The organism is Streptomyces sp. NPDC001315 (assembly GCF_042896175.1).
GTDB lineage: Bacteria > Actinomycetota > Actinomycetes > Streptomycetales > Streptomycetaceae > Streptomyces.
In genome coordinates, this window is sequence record NZ_JBIAWZ010000003.1 from 292,392 (window position 1) to 311,851 (window position 19,460).

General features: G+C 69.7%; 15 protein-coding genes. 7 read left to right on the forward strand and 8 right to left on the reverse strand.

Features of this window, described 5'->3' with window-relative positions; translation table 11 throughout:
• Positions 1-65 precede the first annotated feature (65 nt).
• Entirely contained in the window at positions 66-887 is an 822-nt protein-coding gene (locus ACFY16_RS11790; protein WP_390646924.1) for a carbon-nitrogen family hydrolase, read from the forward strand.
• A gap of 303 nt (positions 888-1,190) precedes the next feature.
• Here the strand turns inward: ACFY16_RS11790 and ACFY16_RS11795 are convergent, their stop codons facing one another.
• The 3 genes from ACFY16_RS11795 to ACFY16_RS11805 form a co-directional block, all read right to left on the reverse strand.
• The gene (locus ACFY16_RS11795) at positions 1,191-1,445 is read right to left on the reverse strand and encodes a DUF6458 family protein (protein WP_390646925.1); all 255 of its coding nucleotides are present in this window, start codon (positions 1,443-1,445) and stop codon (positions 1,191-1,193) included.
• 102 nt (positions 1,446-1,547) lie between these two features.
• Positions 1,548-2,843, reverse strand: coding sequence for a M18 family aminopeptidase (locus ACFY16_RS11800; protein WP_390646926.1), 1,296 nt, complete (start codon positions 2,841-2,843; stop codon positions 1,548-1,550).
• Between the two features lie 110 nt (positions 2,844-2,953).
• Entirely contained in the window at positions 2,954-4,780 is a 1,827-nt protein-coding gene (locus ACFY16_RS11805) for an acyl-CoA dehydrogenase (protein WP_390647248.1), read from the reverse strand.
• Positions 4,781-4,934: 154 nt separating this feature from the next.
• On the opposite strand from ACFY16_RS11805, the gene ACFY16_RS11810 reads away from it, so the two are divergent.
• The 3 genes from ACFY16_RS11810 to ACFY16_RS11820 all read left to right on the forward strand — a co-directional run bounded on the left by ACFY16_RS11810 (position 4,935) and on the right by ACFY16_RS11820 (position 7,609).
• Entirely contained in the window at positions 4,935-5,408 is a 474-nt protein-coding gene (locus ACFY16_RS11810; protein WP_390646927.1) for an SseB family protein, read from the forward strand.
• A gap of 111 nt (positions 5,409-5,519) precedes the next feature.
• Positions 5,520-6,497, forward strand: coding sequence for a pirin family protein (locus tag ACFY16_RS11815; RefSeq protein WP_390646928.1), 978 nt, complete (start codon positions 5,520-5,522; stop codon positions 6,495-6,497).
• 65 nt (positions 6,498-6,562) lie between these two features.
• Positions 6,563-7,609, forward strand: coding sequence for an AI-2E family transporter (locus tag ACFY16_RS11820; protein ID WP_390646929.1), 1,047 nt, complete (start codon positions 6,563-6,565; stop codon positions 7,607-7,609).
• Here the strand turns inward: ACFY16_RS11820 and ACFY16_RS11825 are convergent.
• Positions 7,579-9,771 carry a SpoIIE family protein phosphatase gene (locus ACFY16_RS11825; RefSeq protein WP_390646930.1) on the reverse strand — a complete coding sequence of 731 codons (2,193 nt, stop codon included), beginning with the start codon at positions 9,769-9,771 and terminating at the stop codon, positions 7,579-7,581. The two genes, ACFY16_RS11820 and ACFY16_RS11825, sit on opposite strands and share 31 nt — an antisense overlap.
• Positions 9,772-9,964: 193 nt before the next feature.
• On the opposite strand from ACFY16_RS11825, the gene aspS reads away from it, so the two are divergent.
• Together aspS and ACFY16_RS11835 are read left to right on the forward strand one after the other, a co-directional pair.
• Entirely contained in the window at positions 9,965-11,728 is a 1,764-nt protein-coding gene (gene aspS / locus ACFY16_RS11830) for an aspartate--tRNA ligase (protein WP_390646931.1), read from the forward strand.
• Positions 11,729-11,992: 264 nt separating this feature from the next.
• Entirely contained in the window at positions 11,993-12,955 is a 963-nt protein-coding gene (locus ACFY16_RS11835) for an intradiol ring-cleavage dioxygenase (RefSeq protein ID WP_390646932.1), read from the forward strand.
• A 61-nt stretch (positions 12,956-13,016) separates the two neighbouring features.
• Here the strand turns inward: ACFY16_RS11835 and ACFY16_RS11840 are convergent, their stop codons facing one another.
• A complete protein-coding gene (locus ACFY16_RS11840; protein ID WP_390646933.1) occupies positions 13,017-13,934 on the reverse strand; it encodes a hypothetical protein in 918 nt (305 codons plus the stop codon).
• Between the two features lie 230 nt (positions 13,935-14,164).
• Positions 14,165-14,530 (reverse strand): PH domain-containing protein, encoded by a 366-nt coding sequence (locus ACFY16_RS11845; protein ID WP_355497782.1) that lies wholly within the window; start codon positions 14,528-14,530, stop codon positions 14,165-14,167.
• A 264-nt stretch (positions 14,531-14,794) separates the two neighbouring features.
• On the opposite strand from ACFY16_RS11845, the gene ACFY16_RS11850 reads away from it, so the two are divergent.
• Positions 14,795-16,018: a M20 family metallopeptidase gene (locus ACFY16_RS11850; protein WP_390646934.1), complete on the forward strand. Its 1,224-nt coding sequence runs from the start codon at positions 14,795-14,797 to the stop codon at positions 16,016-16,018.
• Positions 16,019-16,103: 85 nt separating this feature from the next.
• On the opposite strand, the gene metG is transcribed toward ACFY16_RS11850, so the two are convergent.
• Together metG and ACFY16_RS11860 are read right to left on the reverse strand one after the other, a co-directional pair.
• Positions 16,104-17,822 (reverse strand): methionine--tRNA ligase, encoded by a 1,719-nt coding sequence (gene metG, locus ACFY16_RS11855; RefSeq protein ID WP_390646935.1) that lies wholly within the window; start codon positions 17,820-17,822, stop codon positions 16,104-16,106.
• Positions 17,823-17,964: 142 nt separating this feature from the next.
• The gene (locus tag ACFY16_RS11860; protein ID WP_390646936.1) at positions 17,965-19,419 is read right to left on the reverse strand and encodes a VWA domain-containing protein; all 1,455 of its coding nucleotides are present in this window, start codon (positions 19,417-19,419) and stop codon (positions 17,965-17,967) included.
• Positions 19,420-19,460 lie beyond the last annotated feature (41 nt).

Below are 19,460 nucleotides of genomic sequence, written 5' to 3' on the forward strand. Positions count from 1 at the left end.
GGCAGGCCTTTGGTGTGACGATCGTAGGCCCGTGTGGACGACTCGAATGCCAGGACGGTGGTAGTGTGCGCGCCTCTTTGATCCAGATCGCCGTGGACGATGACGAATCGGTCGAATCGCGTCGAGCGCGGGTGGCCTCCCTGGTACGGGATCAGGCCGATGCCGCGGACCTGGTGATGCTGCCTGAACTGTGGACCACGGGCGCCTTCGCCTACGAGCGGTTCGGCAGCGAGGCGGAGCCGCTCGAGGGGCCCACCTACGAGGTGATGGCGAAGGCCGCGAGCGATGCCGGGGTGTGGCTGCACGCGGGCTCGATTCCGGAGCGGGCTGCGTCCGACAGCGGCTCCGCCGCGGGGGACGGGCCGCTGTACAACACCTCGCTCCTCTTCTCCCCCTCCGGCGACCTGGCCGCCGCCTACCGGAAGATTCACCGTTTCGGCTTCGACAAGGGCGAGGCCGTGCTCATGGGCGCGGGTACGGAACTGGTCACGGCGCGGCTGCCCGAGACGACCGTCGGTCTGGCCACCTGCTACGACCTCCGTTTCCCCGAACTCTTCCGCGGCCTCGTCGACGCCGGCGCCGAGGTCCTCCTGCTCCCGGCCGGCTGGCCGGCCCGCCGCCGGTCGCACTGGACGCTGCTGGCTCAGGCGCGGGCGGTGGAGAACCAGGCGTTCGTGCTCGCGTGTGGAACGGCCGGGACGCATGCCCGAGTTCCCCAGGCGGGTCACTCGATCGTGGTCGATCCGTGGGGCGAGGTGCTCGCGGAGGCGGGCCCCGACGAGGAGGTCCTCACGGTGGAGTTCGACCCCGCCAGGGTCGCCACGACCCGGGAGCAGTTCCCCGCGCTGAAGGACCGGGTACTGGGGCTGGCGACGCCCCGCCGCTGAACCCCGGGCGGACACGCCCCGCCCTTGACTGGGGCGTACCGGTCCGCCTCACCGCGGGCGGGACGGACCGGCTGCCGCTGGTCCTGGCCGGAATGGACGACCAGAAGACGGCACAGGACGCCTGAGCGGCGGCGCGGTCGCGGTGCCGGTTCGAACAGTGCCACCCCGGCCGCCACCAGCGCGGTGGCGGCCACCCTCAGCGCCATGCTGTTCATCCACACTCCGGTGGCGGCCGGCGTGGCGCCTGCGGCGCCGGTGGTGCCGGCGCCGATCACTCTTCTGTGTTCGCCCTGTGACTTCGGCTCATACGCCGTATCCGTCGGAATAGCCGTCCCGGTGGTGATGGTGCCGTTCCTCCTCGATGACGGTCGTCGTCGGCGGCGGTACGAGCACGCGCCTGCGCTTGGCGATACCGCTGAACGTCGCCACGCCGATCAGCCCGACGAGCATCAGGATGATCCCGACCAGGTCGAGGTTGACCCCCTCCATGTGCCAGTCGGTCGCGAACGTGAGGATGGCTCCCACGGCGATGAGGATGATGCATCCGCCGAGGCCCATGAGTGTCGCCTCCCTGTCCGGACCGGTCGGTCCGGTCCGTGACACCGAGTACCCCCGCACCCGGCACCCATGCGGCCAAGGCCCTTGCGGTCACCGGCCGTTCTACCCCTCCAGGAACGCCACCAGCGCGTTCGCCAGCAGGTGCGGGTCGTCCGCGCCGCACAACTCCCGTGCGCTGTGCATCGACAGGATCGCGACCCCGATGTCGACGGTCCGGATGCCGTGCCGGGCCGCGGTGATCGGGCCGATGGTCGTGCCGCACGGCATGGAGTTGTTGGAGACGAAGGACTGGAAGGGGACGTTCGCCTTCTCGCAGGCGGCGGCGAACACCGCGCGGCCCGAACCGTCGGTCGCGTAGCGGTTGTTGACGTTGACCTTGAGGATGGGGCCGCCGTTGACGCGCGGGTGGTGCGTCGGGTCGTGCCGCTCCGCGTAGTTGGGGTGGACCGCGTGACCCGTGTCGGAGGACAGGCAGACGGTGCCGGCGAAGGCACGCGCCCGGTCCTCGTACGACCCTCCGCGCGCGAACACCGAACGCTCCAGCACACTGCCCAGCAGCGGGCCGTCCGCGCCGGTGTCGGACTGCGAGCCGTTCTCCTCGTGGTCGAAGGCGGCGAGTACGGGGATGTACGGCAGGTCTCCCACGGCCGCCACGGCCGTCAGCGCCGCCGTACCGGCGTGCACCGACAGCAGGTTGTCCATGCGCGGGCCGGCCACGAGGTCCTCGTCGCGGCCCAGGTAGGCCGGCGGCTCCACGGAGTGCACCATCAGGTCCCAGCCGGTCACCTCGCCCGCCGGAAGCGCCGACTCCTCCTCCAGGAAGGCGATCAGGTCGCCGTCGCGCACGTCGTTGCCCAGACCCCAGATGGGCTGGAGGTGCCGCTGCTTGTCGAGCTTGAGGCCCTCGGTGTTGACCGCACGGTCGAGGTGGATGGCGAGCTGCGGGACCCGCAGCAGCGGCCGGCCGATGTTCACCAGGCGCGTCGAACCGTCCCGCAGCGTCAGCCGGCCCGCCAGGCCCAGGTCGCGGTCGAGCCAGGAGTTCAGCAGCGGCCCGCCGTAGATCTCCACGGCCACCTGCCGCCAGCCGTGCGCCCCGGTGTCGGGCAGCGGCTTGACCCGCAGGTTGGGCGAGTCGGTGTGGGCGCCGACGATCCGGAAGGGGGTGTGCGGCGCGGCGCCCTCGGGCACGTACCAGGCCACGATCGCACCGCCGCGCAGCACGTACTTGCCGCCGCTCGTCCCGTCCCAGGCGTCCGTCTCCGAGACCTGCCGGAAGCCGGCCTTCTCCAGCCGCTCGGCGGCGTTCGCCACCGCGTGGTACGGCGACGGGCTCGCCGTCAGAAAGGACATGAGGTCGTCGGTGTGGCCGCGGTCGAAGCGGGAGGGTTCGCTCATGGGGTTCACCTTAACGACGTACGAGGGCCCGCTCCCCCTCACCGGGAGCGGGCCCTCGTAAGGGCTGTGTGGAGTGCGTGTCCGTGGACCGGCTCCGATGGGGGCAGACCCTAGAACGCGGCCTCGTCCAGCTCCATCAGGTCCAGGTCGACGTCCGAGGCCACCTTGCGGGCCAGGGTGACGCCGGGCAGGACGTTGGCCGCGAAGAACTTCGCCGCCGCGATCTTGCCGGTGTAGAAGGCCACGTCCTTGCTCGACGCCGTCTGGAGCTTCTCGGCGGCGATGGCGGCGCCCTTCAGCAGCAGGTAGCCGACGATCACGTCACCGGAGGCGAGCAGCAGGCGCGTGGTGTTCAGGCCCACCTTGTAGATGTTCTTGACGTCCTGCTCGGTCGACGCCAGGTCGGTCAGCATCAGGCCGACGATGGCCTCCAGCTCGACGGCCGCCTTGGCGAGGTGCTCGCGGGCACCCGCCAGCTCCTCGCCGCCCGTGCCGAGCGCCAGGAACTTCTTGATGTCCTCGGCGAGGGAGTTCAGCGCCGCGCCCTGGTTGCGGACGATCTTCCGGAAGAAGAAGTCCTGGCCCTGGATCGCGGTGGTGCCCTCGTACAGGGTGTCGATCTTGGCGTCGCGGATGTACTGCTCGATCGGGTACTCCTGCAGGAAGCCGGAGCCGCCGAAGGTCTGCAGCGACTGGGCGAGCTGCTCGTAGCCCTTCTCGGAGCCGTAGCCCTTGACGATCGGCAGAAGCAGGTCGTTGAGCGCGTGCTCGGTGGAGGCGTCCTCGCCACCCGCCTCCTTGACCGCGATCGCGTCCTGCACGGAAGCGGTGTAGAGGACGAGGGCGCGCATGCCCTCCGCGTACGCCTTCTGCGTGATCAGCGAGCGGCGCACGTCCGGGTGGTGGGTGATGGTGACCTTCGGCGCGGCCTTGTCCATGAAGTTCGCCAGGTCGGGACCCTGGACGCGCTCCTTGGCGTACTCCAGCGCGTTGAGGTAGCCCGTCGACAGCGTGGAGATGGCCTTCGTGCCGACCATCATCCGGGCGAACTCGATGATGCGGAACATCTGGCGGATGCCGTCGTGCTTGTCGCCGATCAGCCAGCCCTTGGCGGGGTGCTGGTCGCCGAACGTCATCTCGCAGGTGTTGGAGGCCTTGAGGCCCATCTTGTGCTCGACGTTCGTGGCGTAGGCGCCGTTGCGCTCGCCCAGCTCGCCGGTCTCGAAGTCGAAGAGGTACTTCGGGACGAGGAAGAGGGACAGGCCCTTGGTGCCGGGGCCGGCGCCCTCGGGGCGGGCGAGGACGTAGTGGAGGATGTTCTCCTCCATGTCGTGCTCACCGGACGTGATGAAGCGCTTCACGCCCTCGATGTGCCAGGAGCCGTCCTCCTGCTGGATCGCCTTGGTGCGGCCGGCGCCGACGTCCGAACCGGCGTCCGGCTCGGTGAGCACCATGGTGGAGCCCCAGGTCCGCTCGACCGCGATCTGCGCGATCTTCTTCTGCTCCTCGGTGCCCTCGTCGAAGAGGATGCCCGCGAAGGCCGGGCCGGAGGAGTACATCCACACGGCCGGGTTCGCGCCGAGGATCAGCTCCGCGTACGCCCAGATCAGGGACGGCGGGGCGGTGGTGCCGCCGATCTCCTCGGGCAGACCGAGCCGCCAGTACTCCGACTCCATGAACGCCTTGTAGCTCTTCTTGAAGCTCGCCGGTACCGGAGCGGTGTTCGTCTCCGGGTCGAAGACCGGCGGGTTGCGGTCGGCGTCCGCGAAGGACTCCGCCAGCTCGTTCTCCGCGAGGCGCGTCAGCTCCTCGAGGATGCTCTTCGCGGTCTCGGTGTCCATCTCCTCGAACGGGCCGCTGCCGTACAGCTTGTCGCGGCCGAGTACCTCGAAGAGGTTGAACTCGATGTCGCGGAGATTCGACTTGTAGTGCCCCATGGCGACGGCTCCGTAGAGGGATCGGCGAGGCACTGACTCCTCGCGCTTTTCACGTACCAACTTCATGTACCAAGCAGTAGCTACGATGATGCTACCCGTCGGTAATAAGAAGCAACCCCGATTGGGTCATCTGTGACTCGTTACTCTTTGGGGCATGTACGGCTACGAGCAGAGCGCGGGTGCCCAGCAGGGGTACACCCCGCCGCAGCAGCAGATGCCCGGCGGTGTCGGCGGTTACGGCCAGCAGCCGCCGCTCTACCCGGAGCCGTCGCCCCCGTCCCTCGCGGACGCGGTGCGCGCCTTCACCACCGGCCAGCTGGCCGCCGAGGACTTCCAGCAGGTCTTCGCGACCTCCAAGGTCTACTGCCCGCGCGGCGACAACCCGGGCTTCCTCGCTCTGCACAACACCCAGCAGCCGGTGATCCCGATGTTCACCTCCCTCAAGGAGCTGCGCCGGTACGCGGGCAAGGAGTCCAAGTACTTCGTGATCACCGGCGCCGAGGTGATCGACCTGCTGCCGACCGGCTACGGCTTCGTCCTCGACATGGAGGGCGAGCACCGGATGGTCTTCGACGCGAAGGCCGTCGAACAGATGGTCGAATTTGCGATGCGGCGCATGTACGGCTGACCGGCCCCGTTCTCGTGGCGAGCCCGGAGGGAATTTCCTCCGGGCTTTCTCTGTTTGGGCTGGCAGAAAGTTCAACGCTCAACTAAACTGGGTGCACAAGGAGGTACCGACATGCCTGCAGTGACCGTCGAGAACCCGTTGACGCTGCCCCGCGTGGCCGCTCCCGCCGACGCGGTGGCTCGCCCCGTGCTCACCGTGACGACCGCGCCGAGCGGTTTCGAGGGTGAGGGCTTCCCGGTGCGCCGTGCGTTCGCCGGGATCAACTACCGCCATCTGGACCCGTTCATCATGATGGACCAGATGGGTGAGGTGGAGTACGCGCCGGGCGAGCCCAAGGGCACCCCCTGGCACCCGCACCGCGGCTTCGAGACCGTCACGTACATCATCGACGGGATCTTCGACCACCAGGACTCGCAGGGCGGTGGCGGCACCATCACCAACGGCGACACCCAGTGGATGACGGCAGGTTCGGGTCTTCTGCACATCGAAGCTCCGCCGGAGTCGCTGGTCATGTCCGGCGGTCTCTTCCACGGCCTTCAGCTGTGGGTGAATCTCCCGGCCAAGGACAAGATGATGGCCCCGCGCTACCAGGACATCCGCGGTGGCAACGTCCAGCTGCTCAGCACCCCCGACGGCGGCGCGCTGCTGCGGGTCATCGCCGGTGAGCTGGACGGTCACCAGGGCCCCGGCATCACGCACACGCCGATCACGATGGTCCACGCGACGCTGGCGGCGGGCGCCGAGCTCACCCTGCCGTGGCGCGAGGACTTCAACGGCCTCGCGTACGTGCTGGCCGGGCGGGGTTCGGTGGGAGCCGAGCGCCGGCCGATCCGGCTGGGCCAGACCGCTGTGTTCGGCACCGGCTCCTCGCTGACCGTCCGCGCGGACGAGAAGCAGGACTCCCACACGCCGGACCTCGAGGTCGTCCTCCTCGGCGGACAGCCCATCCGCGAGCCGATGGCCCACTACGGCCCGTTCGTGATGAACACCCAGCAGGAACTCCAGCAGGCCTTCGAGGACTTCCAGAAGGGCCGCCTGGGGACCGTCCCGGCGGTGCACGGAATGACCGAGGGCGGGCCGCAGGCCTGACATCCCGTCACCCGGGCGGGCCGTCCTGACGGGACGGCCCGCCCGGTACGTGGTCGGGTGGAGGCGTGCACCTGCTCCCCGATCCCGTCCGGCGGCTCGCCGCCTGGTGCGCCGTCGTCCTGCTCGTCGCCGGGGTCGGCTACGTCGGGATCCGGCTGTGCGCCGAGTTCCGTACGGCCGTGACGCCGGTGCTGCTCGCGCTGCTGGGGACCGCGCTGCTCGGGCCGCTGCACCGCCGTCTGGTGACGGCCGGGGTCAACCGGTCCGTGGCGGCTGCCATCACCTGCGTCGCCGTCGTGGCCGTGGTCGGCGGGGCCGTGTACATCGTCGTCGCGGCGCTCATCAACACCGGGGACGAGATCATCGCCTCGCTCAAGAACGCGGCGCAGGGGATCGCCGACCACTTCGGGGCCGCCGGGACCTCGCTGGACGACCTCGCCACCAACAGCAAGGACCTGCTCACCAAGTTCGGTGGGACCGCCGCCTCCAACGTCATCAGCGGGGTCAGCGTCGTCGGCGAGGGCATCGCCATGGCCGTACTGGCCCTGCTGCTCGTCTTCTTCTTCCTGCGGGACTCCCACCGGACCTCCGACGTGCTCAGGTCACTCGCCCCGCGCGGCACCGCCGACACCGTGGAGGCGATGGCGCGGCGGGCCTTCGAGGCCGTGGAGGGGTTCATGCGCGGGACCACCTTCATCGCGCTGATCGACGCGATCTGCATCACCATCGGGCTGCTGATCCTGCGTGTGCCCGGGGCCGCAGGGCTCGGCGCGCTCGTCTTCGTCGCCGCCTACATTCCCTACCTCGGCGCCTTTCTCTCCGGGTCCGTGGCCGTGCTGGTCGCGCTCGCCGACCGCGGGTTCGTCATCGCGCTGTGGGCGCTCGGCGTGGTGCTCGCGGTGCAGGTGCTGGAGGGGCATGTGCTCCAGCCCATGATCCAGAGCCGGACCGTGCAGATGCATCCGGCGGTGGTGATGCTGACGATCACCGCGGGCGCGTCGGTGGCCGGGATCCTGGGCATGCTGCTGGCGGTGCCGTTGACCGCGGCCGCCTTCGGCGTTCTGCACGAACTGCGCACGCGTTACGCGGCGCCCGAGCCGTCGGACACGTAGCGGGCCCTACGCCCTTCGACGCCGTCAGCGCGGGCCTCACGGCCCTCGGCGTCGTCCGGCTCGTGGAGATCGAACCAGATGCTCTTGCCCACGCCGCGCGGTGCCACGCCCCACGTGTCCGCGAGCAGCTCGATGAGGAGGAGGCCGCGGCCGGAGGAGGCCAGTTCGCCCGGTGTGCGCTTGTGCGGGAGGTCGTCGCCGGCGTCGGTGACCTCCACTCGTATCCGCCGTTCGCCCGGAAAGCCGGTCACCTCGGCGACCAGCAGTGCGTCGGTGTCGGTGTGCACGAGGACGTTGGTGAGCATCTCGGAGACGAGCAGCACGGCCGAGTCCACCTGTTCCGCGGAGGGCCAGTCGTGCAGCAGCTCGCGCAGTTGCTGCCGGCCCTCCGCGATCCGCTCGGGCTCGACCTGTGCGACCGTGAGCATCGTGCGGCGCACCGTGGGCCGTACGGCGCCCGGGGCGCCGCGGCCGCACGGCTCCTCCCCGTGCCGGCCGAGCAGCAGGACGGCGATGTCGTCCTCGCGCCGGTCGGAGAGCGGCCCGGTGGTGTAGTGGGAGGAGGGCCCGTGCACGGCCCGGACGAGCGCGTCGGCGAGCTCCTCCAGGTCGCCGTCGTGGTCCTCGAGGGTCTTGCGGAGGCGCATCCAGCCCGTCTCCAGGTCGTGGCCGCCGGTCTCCACCAGGCCGTCCGTGCAGATCATCATCGTCTCGCCGGGTTCCAGGGCGAGCCGGGTGGTCGGGTAGTCGGAGTCCGGGTCGACGCCGAGGGGCAGGCCGCCGGCCGTGGCGCGGATCAGCACCGTTCCGTCCGCCATGCGGATCACCGGGTCCAGATGGCCGGCCCGGGCGGTCTCCAGGACCCCGGTCACGGGGTCGACCTCGATGTACAGACAGGTCGCGAAGCGCAGGTCGGCCGGGTCGTCGGTGTGGGTGAGGCCGCAGAAGAAGCGGGATGCGCGGGACAGTACGGCGTCGGGGCGGTGGCCCTCGGACGCGTACGCCCGCAGGGCTATGCGGAGCTGGCCCATCAGGCCCGCCGCCCGCACGTCGTGCCCCTGTACGTCGCCGATGACCAGGGCGAAGCGCCCGTTGGGCAGCGGGATCATGTCGTACCAGTCGCCGCCGACCTGGAGGCCGCCGCCGGTGGGGACGTAGCGGGCGCTGAGGCTCATGCCGGGGATCTCGGGGCCCAGTGTGGGCAGCATGGAGCGCTGGAGTCCGTCGGTCAGCTCGCGCTCCGACTCGGCCGTGCCGGCCCGGCTCAGGGCCTGCGCGAGCATCCGGGCCACCGTCGTCAGCACGGACCGCTCGTCCGGAGTGAACGCGACCGGGTAGGCGAAGGCCGCCAGCCAGGCGCCCATCGTGCGGCCGCCGGCGGTCAGTGGCAGATACGCCCAGGAGTGCCGGCCGAACCGCTCGACGAGCGGCCAGGTGGCCGGGTAGCGCTCCTTGTACTCCTCGGGCGAGGACAGATACACGGCCCGGCCGGTGCGGACGACCTCCGTGGCCGGGTAGTTCGTCTCGAGGGGCATGTGCGAGAAGGGGGCCTCGGTGCCCGGCCGCTGTCCGTGGTGGCCGATGATCGTCAGCTGGTCGCCCTCCACGCCGAACACCGCCAGGCCGTCCGGTGAGAAGCCCGGCATCGACAGGGTCGCAGCGACGCGCAGCACCTCCTCCGTGGACCGCGCCTCGGCCAGCGCCCGGCCGGCGTCCAGCAGGAACGCCTCCCGGGAGCGCCGCCAGTCCCCGGTGACCGCGCTGCGCCCGGCCGGCGTGCCCGGTGACGGCTCGGCCACCTCCTGGAGGGTGCCGATCAGCTCGAACGCCCGCCGGACGGGGTCGTAGCTCGGCTTGGAGCGGCTGCGCACGGTGCGGATGATCCGGCCCCGCTCGTCCATGATCCGTACCCGCACCTCGGCGAGGGTGCCCTCGGTGACGGCGAGCCGGACCACTCCGGTGATCTCGTTCCAGTCGACCGGGTGGAGGCGGGCGCGCGCCTGGGCCTCCGTGAGGGTGGTCTGCTCGGCGGGCAGCCCGAGCAGCCGTGCTGCCTCCGCGTCGACGGTGACCAGCCCGGTTGCGGTGTCCCAGTGCCACATCCCGGTCGCGAGGGCGGCGAGGACATCCCCCACGCCGGGCAGGGGCTCACCAGTGCGCATTGCCCCACTTTATTGATAAATGATCCGATAGTGCCAATGATGGCGTGCGGAAGGCGGACCCTGACCCCCGGGGCAATGGACTCCGACTCCCCGGGTTAATGGTGGGGAGGCCATCTCGGGGTGCCCGGTACGCTTGGGTGAAGTTGTTTCACGTGAAACACGACCCCGATCCGCGAAGGCTGGATGAACGACGATGCATCGGTACAGGTCCCACACCTGCGGCGAGCTCCGCGCCTCTGACGTCGGCACCGACGTCCGGCTGAGCGGCTGGCTGCACAATCGGCGCGACCTGGGCGGCATCCTCTTCATCGATCTGCGCGACCACTACGGCATCACGCAGCTCGTGGCCCGCCCCGGCACGCCCGCCTATGAGGCCCTCGACAAGGTGACCAAGGAGTCGACGGTCCGCGTCGACGGCAAGGTCGTCTCCCGTGGCGCCGAGAACGTGAACCCCGACCTGCCCACCGGCGAGATCGAGGTCGAGGTCGGCGAGGTCGAGCTGCTCGGCGCCGCCCAGCCGCTGCCCTTCACGATCAACGCCGAGGACGGGGTCAACGAGGAGCGGCGCCTGGAGTACCGCTTCCTGGACCTGCGCCGCGAGCGCATGCACCGCAACATCATGCTGCGTACGGCGGTCATCTCGGCGATCCGTCACAAGATGACGGCGCTGGGCTTCAACGAGATGGCGACCCCGATCCTGAGCGCCACCTCTCCGGAGGGCGCCCGCGACTTCGTCGTCCCGTCCCGTCTGAACCCGGGCAAGTTCTACGCGCTGCCGCAGGCCCCGCAGCAGTTCAAGCAGCTGCTGATGATCTCCGGCTTCGACCGGTACTTCCAGATCGCGCCCTGCTTCCGCGACGAGGACGCCCGCGCGGACCGTTCGCCGGGCGAGTTCTACCAGCTCGACGTGGAGATGTCCTTCGTCGAGCAGGAGGACGTCTTCCAGCCCATCGAGAAGCTCATGACGGAGCTGTTCGAGGAGTTCGGGAACGGCCGTCACGTGACGTCTCCCTTCCCGCGCATCCCGTTCCGCGAGGCGATGCTGAAGTACGGCTCCGACAAGCCGGACCTGCGGGCCCAGCTGGAGCTGGTCGACATCACCGACATCTTCGAGGGCTCGGAGTTCAAGGCGTTCGCGGGCAAGCACGTGCGCGCTCTGCCGGTGCCGGACGTCTCGGCGCAGCCCCGCAAGTTCTTCGACCAGCTCGGTGACTTCGCCGTGACGCTGGGCGCCAAGGGCCTGGCCTGGGTCCGCGTCGCCGAGGACGGCTCGCTGACGGGGCCGATCGCGAAGTTCCTCACGGAGGAGAACGTCGCCGAGCTGACGAAGCGCCTGTCGCTGTCGGCCGGTCACGCCGTGTTCTTCGGCGCGGGCGAGTTCGACGAGGTCTCGAAGATCATGGGCGCGGTGCGGGTCGAGGCCGCCAAGCGGGCCGGCCACTTCGAGGAGGACGTCTTCCGCTTCTGCTGGATCGTCGACTTCCCGATGTACGAGAAGGACGAGGAGACCGGCTCGATCGACTTCTCGCACAACCCGTTCTCGATGCCGCAGGGCGGCCTGGAGGCCCTGGAGACCCAGGACCCGCTGGACATCCTGGGCTGGCAGTACGACATCGTCTGCAACGGCGTCGAGCTGTCCTCCGGTGCCATCCGGAACCACGAGCCGGACATTATGCTCAAGGCCTTCGAGATCGCGGGCTACGACCGTGAGACCGTCGAGGAGAAGTTCGCGGGCATGCTCCGCGCCTTCCGCTTCGGCGCCCCTCCGCACGGCGGCATCGCCCCCGGCGTCGACCGCATCGTCATGCTCCTCGCGGACGAGCCGAACATCCGCGAGACGATCGCCTTCCCGCTCAACGGCAACGCCCAGGACCTGATGATGGGTGCGCCGACGGAGCTGGAGGAGGCGCGGCTGCGCGAGCTGCACCTTTCGGTGCGCAAGCCGCAGCCGAAGTAGGCGCGAGCAACGGGAGTGGCCCGGAACCGGATGCCGGTTCCGGGCCACTTCTGTCTTCGGGTCCCCATGCCTTTGTGTTCCCCGGCGGCTCAACGGCACGGCGACGGACCTCGTCGCCGCGTACAACAGGCAGTAGAGCAGGCATGAGTGGGGCTGGGGTCCGGGAACAGTCCGTTCCCGGGCCCCCTTTTTATTGACCCTCACATGGCAATGCACAGTCTGTGCCCACGCTCCTGACAGGGTTCTTACCTAGCGTCGCCGCCCATGACGGGAATTCAAGGACCAGCACACAAACGGAACATGACCCGACGCAAGGTCGTCGTGGCGGGCGGAGCGGCCGTGGCCGTGGCGAGCGTGGGTGGCGGCATCGCCGTGAACGCCTTCGCGAGCGAGACGAGCGACAGCTCGACCTCGTCGGACGCCTCCACGGAGACGTGCTACAAGCTCACCTCGGAGACCACCGAGGGCCCCTACTACATCGACGCGGACAAGCTCCGCCAGGACATCACCGAGGACAAGGAAGGCATCCCGCTGACCCTGACCCTCAAGGTGATCGACTCCGAGACCTGCAAGCCGGTCAAGAACGCGGCCGTCGACGTCTGGCACTGTGACGCGCTGGGCATCTACTCGGGCTACGAGAGCCTGTCGACCGGTGCCGGTGGTGCCGCCCCGACCGACGCGCCTTCGGGCATGCCGTCCGACGCGCCCACGGGTGAGCCGCCGTCGGGTGCGCCGTCCGGCGGCCCCGGCGGTGGTGGCGGTGGCCACCAGGAGCCCACCGACGACGAGCGTTACCTGCGCGGCACCTGGAAGACCGACAAGAGCGGTCACGTCACCTTCAAGACGATCTTCCCGGGCTGGTACCAGGGTCGCTGCGTCCACATCCACGTCAAGGTGCACGTGGACGGCGAGTGGACCGACGCCGGCTACGAGGGCGGGCACACCTGCCACACCGGCCAGTTCTTCTTCAGCGAGGAGTCCGTCCTCGCCTCCGCCGAGGTCGAGCCGTACTCCACGAGCACCACCACCCGCACCACGCTCACCGAGGACACGATCTACGACCAGAGCGGTACGACGGGCGGCCTGCTGAAGCTCACGTACAACAAGAAGAACATCGCGAAGGGCGTCCACGCGTCGATCACGATGGGCGTCGACCCGGACGAGACCCACGACGGCACGGACGACGCGGTCCAGCCGGGGGCGTCGGCGTCGGCTTCGGCGTCGTAATTCCGCGTAGGTAGGTGAGAGCGCCCGGGACGGTGAAAGTCCCGGGCGCTTTCGGGGTGCGTCAGGCTTCGGCCTGGTCCGAGGTGTCCACTGCGTCCTCGGCGAAGAGATCGTGCACGCACTCCGCATGGGGCGTCCGGTCCAGCCAGCGGTTGAGGAGGTCCAGGTCGGTGCAGCCGGCGATGCGCTCCCGGGCGTCGTCCGGGACGGAGATGCAGCGCGCCTCCAGGAAACGGAGGATGGCCTTGGCCTCGCCCCTGGCCTCGCCCTTGGCCTCGCCGTCGAGGTAGACCTCTTCCAGGATGGTGCCCCGGCCGGGGAAGAAGTTGGTGAAACCCATCAGCTTTCTCCATGTCTGTCGGGCCGGAGTGTCTCCCAGGCCGATCTCCAACAGGCCGCCGAAGTACTGGGCGGTTTCCGTGTCTGTTGTCTTGAGAGCGCCGACCAGGGCCTCCAGTATGGCCGTGGCGTTCGGATTGCGGCTATGTGTGATGGCGGAGAACGTCGCCATCGCCAGGTTCCGACCGGCTGTGCGCTGGTCGGTGATCATCGGTACGTTGTCCGGGCCCAGGACCAGGGGATGTGCGCTTTGGGTGGTCCAGCCCCGGACCTCGCAGGTGAACGGTCCGGTCGCCCACCGCGCGGTGGGCCGGTCCTGGCAGGTCACGAGAAGGAGCACCGGAAGGCAGAACTTCTCCTGTAAGTACGTCACGTAGTACGGCCGGCTCGTCACCTTGCGCTTGTCGCGCCGCCCCTGTGTCTCGATGGCGAGCAGGAAGTGGTCCCCGTCGGACGGTTCGACGCGCAGGACCGTGTCCACTCTTCGCTCCAGCGGCTGGATCTCCGTCACGTCGGCGCTGAGGACCGCCACCGATGCCTTGGCGGACATCGGGACGCCGAGGAGGTCGAAGACAGGGGTGAGGAGCTCCGGCCGGTCCTGGAAGATCCGATGAGAGGCCTCGTGGGTGGAGGTGACCATGCGCGCAACCTAGGCGGACCAGGGGCCGGGGCGTCCGGCGGGCGGCATGGGTTCACCCGTTCGGGGAAGGCAAAAACGTTCACGCTGCCCTGGTCAGCTCGCACCACACGTACTTGCCCCGGCTGCCGGCCCCACAGGTCGGCGCGGACGAGGGCCAGGCCCCGCCCCCTCGCCCCCACCGCCCTGGCGGCCCTCCTGCGCCGGGTGCGCAGTGAGGGCCGCTGACGGGGCTACTTCGCTACGAACTGCGTCAGGATCGCCTGGACCTCGTAGATGTCCACACCCTTCGTGAACGTCTTCTCGATCGGGGTCGGCGAGCCGGAGATCCAGATCTTCAGCTCGGCGTCGAGGTCGAACGTGCCGGCGGTCTCGACCGCGAAGTGGGTGATGCTGCGGTACGGGACGGAGTGGTACTCCACCTTCTTGCCGGTGATGCCCTGCTTGTCGACCAGGATGAGGCGGCGGTCGGTGAACAGGATGGTGTCGCGGATCAGCAGGTACGCGGCGTGTACCTGCTCCCCCTGACCCAGCAGACGTGCGAAGTCCTGCTGCGCCTGGGTCGTGTCGATGCTGTGTGCGTTGCCGAACAGTGCCATGGATGGCCCCCCTCTTTACAAGATCTCCGCAATGTATACCGGGGTGAGAAGGCCGTCCAAGGGGCGCACGTCGGTCCGATGCGTCGGTCCAGGCGGGGCCGCTGAGTTCAGCGCCGGTCGACCAGGGCCCGTCGACCGGACGGCGTATCTCCGGACCGGCGTGAGACGTACGGCAGGGCTGTTGTGGACATGTAGATGTGCAGGTGGTGCGTGATGCGCACCCATGGACGCGACGGATGTGACGGACACGTACGAGGGAGAGCGATGAGTCTGCGAGACGACGCGAAGGCGATCCAGGGGGACCTGTCCGTGCTGCGTCGAGCACTGCACCGGGAACCCGAGATCGGCCTGCACCTGCCACGCACCCAGGAGAAGGTGCTGGCCGCGCTGGACGACCTGCCCCTGGAGATCAGCACGGGTACGTCATTGTCCTCCGTCACCGCGGTCCTGCGCGGCGGTGGTGGCGGTGAGGGGGGCGGTGGCGGCCCCGTCGTGCTGCTGCGCGGCGACATGGACGCCCTGCCCGTCACCGAGCGTACGGGCGAGGCCTTCGCCTCCCGCGTCGACGGCGCGATGCACGCCTGCGGCCACGACCTGCACACCGCCGGTCTGATCGGCGCCGCCCGGCTGCTGGCGGACCGGCGCGCGAGCCTCGCCGGGGACGTGGTGTTCATGTTCCAGCCCGGCGAGGAGGGCTGGAACGGTGCCGGGCACATGGTCGGGGAGGGCGTACTGGAGGCGGCCGGGCGGCCGGTCGACGCCGCCTACGGACTGCACGTCAGCTCGTCGACGTATCCCGCCGGCGTCTTCGCCTCCCGTCCCGGGCCGATGATGGCCGCCTCGGCCGGCCTGCGCGTGCGCGTCGTCGGCGCCGGCGGTCATGGTGCGCGGCCGCATGCCGCGCTGGACCCGGTGCCCGCCGCCTGCGAGATGGTCACCGCGCTGCAGACCATGGTCACCCGGCGCTTCGACGTCTTCGACCCGGTCGTCGTCACCGTCGGCACCTTCCATGCGGGCACCCGGCGCAACATCATCCCGGACGACGCGGTCTTCGAGGCGACGGTACGCACCTTCAGCGCGTCCGCCGCAGAGCGCGCCGCCGAGGTCGCCGTACGGCTGTGCCACGAGATCGCCGCGGCCCACGGCCTCACCGCCGAGGTGGACTTCCGCCCGGAGTACCCCCTCACCGTCAACCACGACGGCGAGCACGACTTCCTCGCCCATGCCGTACGCGAGGTGTTCGGCGAGGAGCGCTTCCAGCCGCTGGCCGATCCGATCACCGGCTCGGAGGACTTCTCGCGCGTCCTGGACCGGGTGCCCGGCGCCTTCGTGTTCCTCGGCGCCGACGCCACCGGTGAGCCGGGCACCGCCCCCTCCAACCACTCACCGCTCGCGGCCTTCGACGACGGTGTGCTGTCCGACGGGGCGGCGCTGCTCGCGGAGCTCGCGACGCGACGCATCGAGAAAATCGAGAAGGCGGAGGGATGAAGAGCGGGCCCCGGCTCGGTGGAGCCGGGGCCCGCTCTACGTCAGGCAGGTGTGCGGCCACTCCGCACGTCGGGCAGGTGCGCGGTTACTCCGCGGGCTCGCCGCCGAAGCGCTCCTTGTAGCTCTCCAGGTCCTCGTCCGTGAGCTTGGCGAACAGGACCGGCGGGACGGTGAAGGGGGTGCCGGCCGGGACCGCGGTGAGGGACCTGGCCTCGGTCTCGCTGATCCAGGTCGCCGTGTCGTCCGGGAGGGAGAAGGCCGTACGCATCTTCGCCGCCGTCGACGGGATGAAGGGCTCCGAGACCACCGAGTAGAGGTGGATGAGGTTCATCGCCGTGCGGAGGGTGAGGGCCGCGCCGTCCTTGTCGGTCTTGATCTCCAGCCAGGGGGCCTTCTCCTCCAGGTAGGAGTTGCCCGCCGACCAGAGCGCGCGCAGGGCGGCGGCCGCCTTGCGGAACTGGAGGCTCTCCATGTGCGACTCGTAGTCGGCCAGGAGCGTCGCGATCTCCTCGCCGAGCTTCGTCTCGGCCTCGCCCGGCTCGCCGCCCGCGGGGACGTCGTCGCCGAAGCGCTTGCGGGAGAAGGACAGGACCCGGTTGACGAAGTTGCCCAGGGTGTCGGCCAGGTCCTTGTTCACCGTCGCCGTGAAGTGCTCCCAGGTGAAGGACGAGTCGTCCGACTCCGGGGCGTTGGCGATCAGGAAGTAGCGCCAGTAGTCCGCCGGGAGGATGTCCAGCGCCTGGTCGGTGAAGACGCCGCGCTTCTGGGACGTGGAGAACTTTCCGCCGTAGTACGTCAGCCAGTTGAAGGCCTTGACGTAGTCGACCTTCTTCCACGGCTCGCGCACGCCGAGCTCGGTGGCCGGGAACATCACCGTGTGGAACGGGACGTTGTCCTTCGCCATGAACTCGGTGTAGCGGACGGTGTCGTCGGCCTCGTACCACCAGGACTTCCAGTCCCGGTTCTCCGGGTCCTGGTCCGCCCATTCCTTCGTCGCGCCGATGTACTCGATCGGGGCGTCGAACCAGACGTAGAAGACCTTGCCCTCCGCCGCCAGCTCCGGCCAGGTGTCCGCCGGGACCGGGACGCCCCAGTCCAGGTCACGGGTGATCGCGCGGTCGTGCAGGCCCTCGTTCAGCCACTTGCGGGCGATGGAGGAGGCCAGCTGCGGCCAGTCGGCCTCGTGGCGGGACACCCACGCCTCGACCTCGTGCTGGAGCTTCGACTGGAGGAGGAAGAGGTGCTTCGTCTCACGGACCTCCAGGTCCGTCGAGCCGGAGATCGCCGAGCGCGGGTTGATCAGGTCCGTCGGGTCCAGGACGCGGGTGCAGTTCTCGCACTGGTCGCCGCGGGCCCGGTCGTAGCCGCAGTGGGGGCAGGTGCCCTCGACGTAGCGGTCCGGGAGGAAGCGGCCGTCGGTGGGCGAGTACACCTGGCGGATGGCGCGCTCTTCGATGAAGCCGTTCTCGTTCAGCTTGCGGGCGAAGTGCTGGGTGATGTCCCGGTTCTCGGGAGACGAGCTGCGGCCGAAGTAGTCGAAGGCGAGTGCGAAGCCGTCGTAGACCGCCTTCTGGGCGTCGTGCGCCTGCGCGCAGAACTCGTCGACCGGGAGGCCCTGCTCCTTCGCCGCCAGTTCGGCCGGGGTGCCGTGCTCGTCCGTCGCGCAGATGTACAGGACGTCGTGGCCGCGCTGGCGGAGGTACCGGGAGTACACGTCCGCCGGGAGCATGGACCCCACCATGTTGCCCAGGTGCTTGATCCCGTTGATGTACGGAAGGGCGCTGGTGATGAGGTGTCGAGCCATCGCGGGCTGCTCCCAAGTCGCTACGTGGGGTGACGATCGTCGGTTCTCTGGTCGTCTGTGAACCTTGAAATCGTAGCTGACATGGGTAGGCCGCCCGCTTCCCGTTTTACGGGGCGGGAAGCGGGCGGCCTTCGGACGGCGGTTACGGGCGCCAGTTCGCCAGTACGCCCTCGTACAGCTCCGTGTCCGTGAGCTCGCGCGGGGTCTGGCCCGCGTGGAAGAAGGACGCGTTGTCGGTCTTCAGTTTGCGGAGGTAGTCGAAGGCCTTGTTCTCCGGGTCGCCGAAGGCGATGAAGGAGAAGAAGAGGGAGGGGTGGTTCTTCGCGGCGTCCGTGAGGGACTGGGTCGCCGGGGTCTTGGCGTCCGGGGCGCCGTCCGTCTGGAAGACGACGAGGGCGGGGTCCGTCGTGCCGGACTTCTCGTAGTGGGTGACGATCTCCTCCACGGCCGCGTGGTAGCTCGTACGGCCCATGCGGCCGAGGGAGGCGTGCAGCTCGTCGATCTTGTTCTCGTGGTCGGGGAGGGTGAGGTCGGCGGTGCCGTCCACCTCCGTGGAGAAGAAGACGACGTGGATCGTGGCCTCGGGGTCGAGGGTGGCGGCGAGGGCGAGGGTCTGCTCGGCGAGGGCCTGGGCGGAGCCGTCCTTGTAGTACGGGCGCATGCTCGCGGAGCGGTCGAGGACGAGGTAGAGCTTCGCGCGGGTGCCGGTGAGGTTGTTCTTCTCCAGGGTCGCTGCGGCGGCCTGGTAGGCGGTGGTGAGGGCGGGGGCGTCGGTCTTCAGGCGGGTGAGGGGGGTGGCGGGCTTGCCGGTCTCGGCCTGGGCTTCGCCCTCAGCCGGGTTGTTCCCACCCGCACCACCCGTGCTGCTTTCGTGGTCGGGTGCGAGTGGCCCCTGCGGGGCGTCATCGCCGTCGGCGGCCGCGGGTTCGATCACGGGCTCGGGGGCGGGCTCGGGCTCCGGGGCGACTTCAGCGGCGGGCGCGGGCTCTGCCTTCGGCGTCGCCTCGGCGGCGGGTGCGGGCTCTGCCTTCGGTGTCACCTCGGTGGCGGGTGCGGCCGCGTCGGCGGTGATCGGTTCCGGTGTGGAGACCGGCTCGGCCTCCGCCGCGAGCGGCTCCGGGGTCTCGGTGACGAGCTCCGGCTCCGGCTGCGGCTGCGGTTCGATCACGGGCTCGGGGGCCGGCTCCGCCTCCGGCGTCACCTCGGCGGTGGGCTGCTCGGCGGTGGGCTCCTCGGCCGGGGGCTCCTCTGTGCTCGGCTGCTCGGCCGGGGGCTCCTCTGTGGTGGGCTCCTGGGCCTTCGGCTCCTGGGCCTTCGGCTCCTCGGCGACGGGCTTCTCGGCGACGGGCTCCTCAGCCTTCGGCTCCTCAGCCTTCGGCTCGGGCTCCGGGGCGGGTGCGACCTTCGCGGTCGGCTCAGGGGTCGGCTCGGGCGTTGCCTCCGCAGTCGTCGGCTCTTCAACGGCTGGTTCGGCGGCAGCTTCTGCCTCCGACGCCGGTTCAGCTGCGGCCGCGGTCACTGCCGCGGCCTCTGCCACCGGCTCCGGCTCCCGCTCCTGCACAGGCTCCGGCGTCGGCGTCGGCTCAGCCTGAGTCACCGGCTCCTGATCCAGTCCAGGCTCCAGCTCCGCTTCAGCTC

Excerpts from the sequence above, each read along its gene's own strand:
- ACFY16_RS11795 (WP_390646925.1), bottom strand. The coding sequence starts at position 1,445 with ATGGGCCTCGGCGGATGCATCATCCTCATCGCCGTGGGAGCCATCCTC.
- ACFY16_RS11850 (WP_390646934.1), top strand. The coding sequence starts at position 14,795 with ATGAGTCTGCGAGACGACGCGAAGGCGATCCAGGGGGACCTGTCCGTG.
- ACFY16_RS11835 (WP_390646932.1), top strand. The coding sequence starts at position 11,993 with ATGACGGGAATTCAAGGACCAGCACACAAACGGAACATGACCCGACGC.
- ACFY16_RS11845 (WP_355497782.1), bottom strand. The coding sequence starts at position 14,530 with ATGGCACTGTTCGGCAACGCACACAGCATCGACACGACCCAGGCGCAG.
- ACFY16_RS11840 (WP_390646933.1), bottom strand. The coding sequence starts at position 13,934 with ATGGTCACCTCCACCCACGAGGCCTCTCATCGGATCTTCCAGGACCGG.
- ACFY16_RS11810 (WP_390646927.1), top strand. The coding sequence starts at position 4,935 with ATGTACGGCTACGAGCAGAGCGCGGGTGCCCAGCAGGGGTACACCCCG.
- ACFY16_RS11805 (WP_390647248.1), bottom strand. The coding sequence starts at position 4,780 with ATGGGGCACTACAAGTCGAATCTCCGCGACATCGAGTTCAACCTCTTC.
- ACFY16_RS11815 (WP_390646928.1), top strand. The coding sequence starts at position 5,520 with ATGCCTGCAGTGACCGTCGAGAACCCGTTGACGCTGCCCCGCGTGGCC.
- aspS (WP_390646931.1), top strand. The coding sequence starts at position 9,965 with ATGCATCGGTACAGGTCCCACACCTGCGGCGAGCTCCGCGCCTCTGAC.
- metG (WP_390646935.1), bottom strand. The coding sequence starts at position 17,822 with ATGGCTCGACACCTCATCACCAGCGCCCTTCCGTACATCAACGGGATC.
- ACFY16_RS11800 (WP_390646926.1), bottom strand. The coding sequence starts at position 2,843 with ATGAGCGAACCCTCCCGCTTCGACCGCGGCCACACCGACGACCTCATG.
- ACFY16_RS11825 (WP_390646930.1), bottom strand. The coding sequence starts at position 9,771 with ATGCGCACTGGTGAGCCCCTGCCCGGCGTGGGGGATGTCCTCGCCGCC.